Origin of the sequence: Stackebrandtia sp., assembly GCF_035643755.1 — a bacterium.
GTDB lineage: Bacteria > Actinomycetota > Actinomycetes > Mycobacteriales > Micromonosporaceae > Stackebrandtia.
The window spans coordinates 1-5,654 of the sequence record NZ_DASQPW010000296.1; the positions used below are offsets into that span (position 1 = coordinate 1).

The following is a 5,654-nucleotide window of genomic DNA, read 5'->3' on the forward strand; positions in this document are numbered from 1 at the left end:
CCACCGGGGAGGTGTCGGTGCGGCCGCCCTCGCGGACGAAGCGGACGAACTCGCCGATCAGCGCGGTGTCGGCGCCGCCGTGCCCGCCGCTGGCCTCGCCGATGGCGATCTGGCGGTCGGCGTCGGCGTCGTAGCCGCGCCGCTTGGCGTTCCACAGCTTGACCACGGCGTTGCCGCCGGTGTCGCCGAGGTTCTCCAGCCGCCCGGCCGTGCCGATCACGGTGTAGTTGCGCCAGTAGTCGGGGGTGTAGTGGCACTGCTGGTAGCTGGCCTGCACGCCGTTGTCCAGCTCCATCAGCATCATCGACAGGTCCTCGACGTCCACAATGGGGTGAAGCCCGGTCTGGGACAGCGGCGGCCAGTGGTGCTCCGGGTCGAACCAGTCGTGAGGGCGCTGCCCCGCGGCGGCCTGCCGGTCGTCGACGCGGTTGTAGACGCTCAGCTTGCCCATGGCGGCGACCCGGCGGGTGGAGGCGCCGGCCAGCCAGTGGATCACGTCGATGTCGTGGGCGCCCTTTTGCAGCAGCAGCCCGGTGGTGCGGCGCCGGTCGGCGTGCCAGTCCTTGTAGTAGAAGTCGCCGCCGTGGCCCACGAAGTGGCGGCACCAGATCGCCTCCACCTCGCCGATCGCGCCGTCGGCGATCAGGTCGCGCATCGCGCGGATCACCGGCATGTGGCGCATGTTGTGGCCCACGTACAGCCGGGTGCGGTGGGCGCGGGCGGACTCCAGCAGCGCGTCGCAGTCGGCCGTGGAGATGGCCAGCGGCTTCTCCATGAACGTCGGCAGGCCGGCGGCCAGCGCCCGGGTGCCCAGGTCGACGTGGGTGTCATCGGGGGTGAGGATCGCGACGGCGTCGATGTCGGCGGCCAGCAGGTCGTCGAAGTCGGTCAGGGTCGCGACGTCCGAACCGAACCGTTCCCGCGCCCAGCCGAAGGCGGCGGGATCGGTGTCGCACACGGTGGTGACGCGGGAGCCCTTGCCGGGGCGGTGGGCCTCGGCCGCCAGCGACTTGCGCAGGCCGAGCCCGACCACGCCGATGCGCAGATCAGTCATGGCCCGACCCTAAAGGTCGTCTCGTCGCCCGGCAACGTGGCCGCGGCGGACTGATGACGGCGTCCGCGGCGTTGTCGTCCTCTCGCCAAACGTTATCCGGCGGCGGCGGGTGTGGCGGTCAGCTCGGCGGGCGGGCGCCGGTCGGCCACCCAGGTCGCCAGCTCGAGGCGGTCGATGAGGATGACGCCGAGCTGCTCGGCCAGCGCGTCGTGCCGGGCCGCCGTCTTCAGCGGATGCAGGTCGGCGTTGGTGACCAGGATGGCGGTGTCGGCCTGCCACTTGGCGTGCGCGTCGGCGCCCAGCGCCTGGATGTGCCGCGCGCCCCGCTTGGACAGGGTGCCGTCGTCCGGCTTGGCCCGCACCACCACCCGGCGCGCGTCGGGCGCGGTGGCCACGAAGTTGCTGCCGAAGTCACCCGAGCGACCCATGAAGCGGATCTTGCGGAAGCCGTCGCGCAGCAGCAACTGCCCGACCCAGGACTCGAACTGCGGGATGGTCATCTCGTCGGCGCGGCTGAGGTGCCGCTCCAGCTCGGCGTATTCGGCGCGGTGGTCCGAGGTCTGATGACGCCGGAAAGCGAAGGCGCCCAGGGAAACCGCGACCAGGGTCGCGACGATGACCACGAGCAGCAGCCAGTGCAGGGCCACCCAGGCGGCCACGAACTTCAGCACCGCGAGGCCGACGACCGCCGCCACCAGGGCGATGATCGCTTTGACCGAAGTGGACAAGTTACGCATCGCGCGCTCCCGGATAGGGTTGTCAGGACGGGTGCTTCGCGCGGGCACGAAGACACCGTTCAGTATGCCTAAGCCGAACGGGCAGTCACAATCGAGTGTCAGATTGTCGACGATCGCTGGAGTTATTGCGCCCCAAGCTGTTAGTCTGGAGGGCCGGGCGTGTCTCGCTCGGCGATCCTCCACAGGCGATAATCCACGGGTGTCAGAATCCACCGGACTACTCATGCTGCTCGGCGCTCCACTGGGGAACGTGGAGGACCTCTCCGCTCGGCTGCGACGGGTGCTGGCCACCGCCGACGTCGTGGCCGCCGAGGACACCCGGCGGTTGCGCCGCCTCGCCGCCGACGCCGACATCCCGATCACCGGAACCGTGGTGTCCTTCTTCGAGGGAAACGAGCGCCAACGCGTGCCCCGGCTGCTGGAGGAGCTGCGCGACGGCCGTGTCGTCGCCGTCATCACCGACGCGGGCATGCCCTCGGTGTCCGACCCGGGCTTTCGGCTGGTGCGCGCCGCCGTCGACGCCGGGATCGCCGTCAGCGCCGTCCCCGGTCCCAGCGCGGCCACCACCGCGCTGGTCCTGTCGGGCCTGCCCAGCGACCGGTTCTGCTTCGAGGGCTTCCTGCCGCGCAAGGCCGGCGAGCGCCGCACCCGCCTGTCCGAGCTGGCCGAGGAGCGGCGCACCATGGTGTTCTTCGAGTCCACCCACCGCATCGCCGCCTGCCTGGAGGACCTGGCCGCGGCCTTCGGCGCCGAGCGCCCCGCGGCGCTGTGCCGCGAGATGACCAAGACCCACGAGCAGGTGCGGCGCGCCGGGCTCGGCGAGCTGGCGTCCGGCGCGGTGGACGACCCGCCGCGCGGCGAGATCACCGTGGTGGTGGCCGGGGCGCCCGCGCCCGCCACCACCGACGACCCCGCCGTCCTGGCCGCCGCCGTGTCTTCCCTTGTGGACGAAGGCGTGGACCGCAAGGAGGCCATGAGCCGCGTGGCCCGCGCCAACGGGGTGCCGCGCCGCGTCGTCTACGACGCCGTGCTCGCCCACCGCGACTGACGCCGGATCGCCGCGGCCAACCGGGACAGCCACGCCTCCGGCACCGCGGACGCGGCGTGTACCGCGCCCTGCTCGCCGCCCGCCTGGACTACGGCGCCGCGATGGCGCTCACCCCGGGCCGCGTCACCAGCGGCTCGCCGATCCTGCGGCGGCTGGGTTTCGTGTCGTACGGCCGGGAGCGGGTCGTTCGGGTCCGGCTGGGGTGACCGCCTACAGGTCGTCCCACTTGAACATCTTCCAGGCGATCGCACCGCACACCACGGCGAAGCCCAGCAGTATCCCCATCTGGGGCAGCACGCTGACGGGCCCGTCGCCGCGCACCATCACGTCGAGCAGGGCGTCGTTGATGTAGCGCAGCGGCGAGATCAACGAGACGGTCTGCAGCCACGCCGGCGACTGGTCCAGCGGGAAGAAGGTCCCCGACGCGAACGCCATCGGCATCACGATCAGGTTGCCCAGGCCGCTGGCCCCCTCGCCGGTCTTGGCGATGCAGCCCACGACCATGCCCAGGGCGAGGAATGCCAAGGTGCCCACCATGAGTATGGGTATCGCCATCCACCAGGAGCCGGTGAGCTGGAGGCCGAACACCGGCAGCGAGGCCACCGCGATGAACACCGCGAGCTGGATCATGGACATCACCATGCTCAGCCCGATGCGCGCCCCGATCACCGAGCCGATCGGCGCCGGCGACAGCCGCAGCCGCCGCATGATCTTGTTCCTCCGCCAATCCACCAATGTGGACGCCGCGCCGAAGACGCCGGCGATCGACACCGCCCAGCCCAGGATGCCCGGCATCAGGTACTGGATCGACGACAGCGAATCGTCCTCCACCGACGTCGGCTTCACCTCGGTGATCCTGGTGCCCGGGGCGGCGGCCTGGAGCGTGTGGATGTTGCCCTGGTTGACGATGCCCGCCAGGGTCCCCTGCACCATGGCGGCGCGGGTGGGGTTGGCCTTGGAGAAGTAGATGTAGACCTGGTCGCCGTCCTGCGTCACCACGGCGTCGGAGTTGCCCTGGCGCACCTTCTCGAGCGCGGCGTCCTTGTGGGAGGTCTTGGTGACCTCGAACAGGTCCTTGTACGCGTCGGGGTCCTGGGCCTTCAGGGAGTCCAGCGCCTGGACCTTGCCGACCTGCTCGACCTTGGTGGTGGAGCTGTCGGAGCTGAACAGCGCGCCGAAGATCACCAGGAACATCAGCGGGAACACGATGGTGAAGAAGATGGTGACCTTGTCGCGCAGGAACCCGCGAAACAGCGCCTTCGACAGGCTCAGAAAGCTACTCACGCCCGGTACTCCCGTCCGGTCAGATTCAGGAAAACGTCTTCGAGGGTCGCGCCCCGTACCCGCAGTCCGTCCAACGCGGACCTCTCGGCCAGGGCGGTGAGGACGGCGGCGGGCCTGTGGGTGACGAAGGTGAGATCGGCGCCGTCGTCGGCGATCTCGGCGTTTCCGTCGGCGATGGTCGCGGACTCGTCGGCGCTCAGGTGGCCGCTGGCCACCGAGATCCGGGTGGGGGCGTCCAGGCCGCGCACCAGCGCCGAGGGTGTGTCCACATTGAGCACCTTGCCGTGGTCCATGATGGCCACCCGGTCGCACAGCGACTCGGCCTCGTCCATGTAGTGGGTGGTCAACACGACGGTGCGGCCGTCGGAGTTGATCTTGCGCAACAGATCCCACAGATTGCGGCGGGCCTGCGGGTCGAGGGCGGCGGTGGGCTCGTCCAGGAACAGCAGCTCGGGGTCGTGCACCAGGGCGCAGGCGATCGACAGGCGCTGGGCCTGCCCGCCCGACAGCTTTTCCACCCGGGTGTCGCGGCTGTCGGTGAGGCCCACGGTTTCGAGCATCTCGTCGGCGCGGTTCCGGGACACCGCGTACAGCTCGGCGAAGGTGCGCAACTGTTCCCGCGCGGTCAGGCGGTCGAAGAAGGCCGACGCCTGCAGCTGGACGCCGATGCGCGGCGCCAGGGATTTGTTGCGGGGCCACGGGGACACGCCCAGCGTGGTGACCTCGCCGGAGTCGGCCTCGCGCAGGCCCTCGATGATCTCCAGCGTGGTGGTCTTTCCCGCACCGTTGGGCCCGAGAATGCCGAAGAACTCCCCGCGCGCGACTTCGAAGGTGACCCCGTCCACGGCGCGGAGATCTCCGTAATGCTTGGCGAGGTCGGTGACCCGGATAGCAGCGTCCATGAACGCCGAGCGTAATGGAGGGCCGCGGCGGCCACCTCGTCCGATCGAGGTGTTGATCCTCATCCCTCGGGCGGAGCGGGATCTCCTACTGGGAACAGCGATCCTTCGCCTTGCGGACCGTGATCGTCACCGAGGAGTCCGGCCCGGCCTGGGTGCCGCCGGCCGGGTCCTGGCCGGTGACGGTGCAGGTCACGTCGCCGTCGCCCTCGTAGATCACCGCGGGGCGCAGGCCCGCCGCGGTGAGATCGCGGCGCGCGTCGGCCTCGGTCTCGTTGAGGACATTGGGGACGGTGACGGTGTCGGGACTGGGCGAGGTCGACGAGCCGGGCGCGCTCGACTTCGCCCCCGAGGCCGCGCCCGAGGTGGACGCCGAACGCGAGGCGCGGTGGGAGGAGCCGGTGTCGTCGCCCTTGGCGCCGCCGCCGGCGCCGTGGCCGTCGCCCCCCGGCTGCGCCGCGAGGCCGTCGGTCTTCTCCGCGGTGTCGATGCCGTGGGTGGCCAGCTCCCAGGGCCGGGTGGCGGCGGCCGTCACCGCGGCCACCGCGAAGATCAGCGCGGCCAGGCAGATCACCAGGAACACCCCGCGGCGGCGCTTCGGGCGCGGCGGCGGTGGGTTCTCGGGTGGCGGC

Annotated in this window: 7 protein-coding genes; 2 read left to right on the forward strand and 5 right to left on the reverse strand. The window is 70.9% G+C overall.

All coding sequences use genetic code 11. The annotated features are described in order from the left end of the window. Nucleotides 1-1,054, reverse strand: a 1,054-nt coding sequence (locus tag VE172_RS23090) for a Gfo/Idh/MocA family protein (protein WP_324804361.1), incomplete at its 3' end; no start/stop codon positions are given. A gap of 92 nt (nucleotides 1,055-1,146) precedes the next feature. Next, nucleotides 1,147-1,791: a restriction endonuclease gene (locus VE172_RS23095; protein WP_324804362.1), complete on the reverse strand. Its 645-nt coding sequence runs from the start codon at nucleotides 1,789-1,791 to the stop codon at nucleotides 1,147-1,149. A gap of 223 nt (nucleotides 1,792-2,014) precedes the next feature. Here VE172_RS23095 and rsmI point away from each other — a divergent pair, with 223 nt between their 5' ends. Both rsmI and VE172_RS23105 read left to right on the forward strand, forming a co-directional pair. After that, on the forward strand, nucleotides 2,015-2,839 hold the full coding sequence (rsmI, locus tag VE172_RS23100) for a 16S rRNA (cytidine(1402)-2'-O)-methyltransferase (RefSeq protein WP_349258505.1): 825 nt from the start codon (nucleotides 2,015-2,017) through the stop codon (nucleotides 2,837-2,839). A gap of 56 nt (nucleotides 2,840-2,895) precedes the next feature. Next, nucleotides 2,896-3,045 carry a hypothetical protein gene (locus VE172_RS23105; RefSeq protein WP_324804364.1) on the forward strand — a complete coding sequence of 50 codons (150 nt, stop codon included), beginning with the start codon at nucleotides 2,896-2,898 and terminating at the stop codon, nucleotides 3,043-3,045. Nucleotides 3,046-3,049: 4 nt separating this feature from the next. Here the strand turns inward: VE172_RS23105 and VE172_RS23110 are convergent, their stop codons facing one another. The 3 genes from VE172_RS23110 to VE172_RS23120 all read right to left on the reverse strand — a co-directional run. Further along, entirely contained in the window at nucleotides 3,050-4,123 is a 1,074-nt protein-coding gene (locus VE172_RS23110; RefSeq protein WP_324804365.1) for an ABC transporter permease, read from the reverse strand. Beyond that, entirely contained in the window at nucleotides 4,120-5,025 is a 906-nt protein-coding gene (locus tag VE172_RS23115; RefSeq protein WP_324804366.1) for an ABC transporter ATP-binding protein, read from the reverse strand. Before VE172_RS23115 ends, VE172_RS23110 begins: the two co-directional genes overlap by 4 nt. An 85-nt stretch (nucleotides 5,026-5,110) precedes the next feature. After that, nucleotides 5,111-5,654: PASTA domain-containing protein (locus VE172_RS23120; protein ID WP_324804367.1), on the reverse strand; the 544-nt coding region annotated here is incomplete at its 5' end.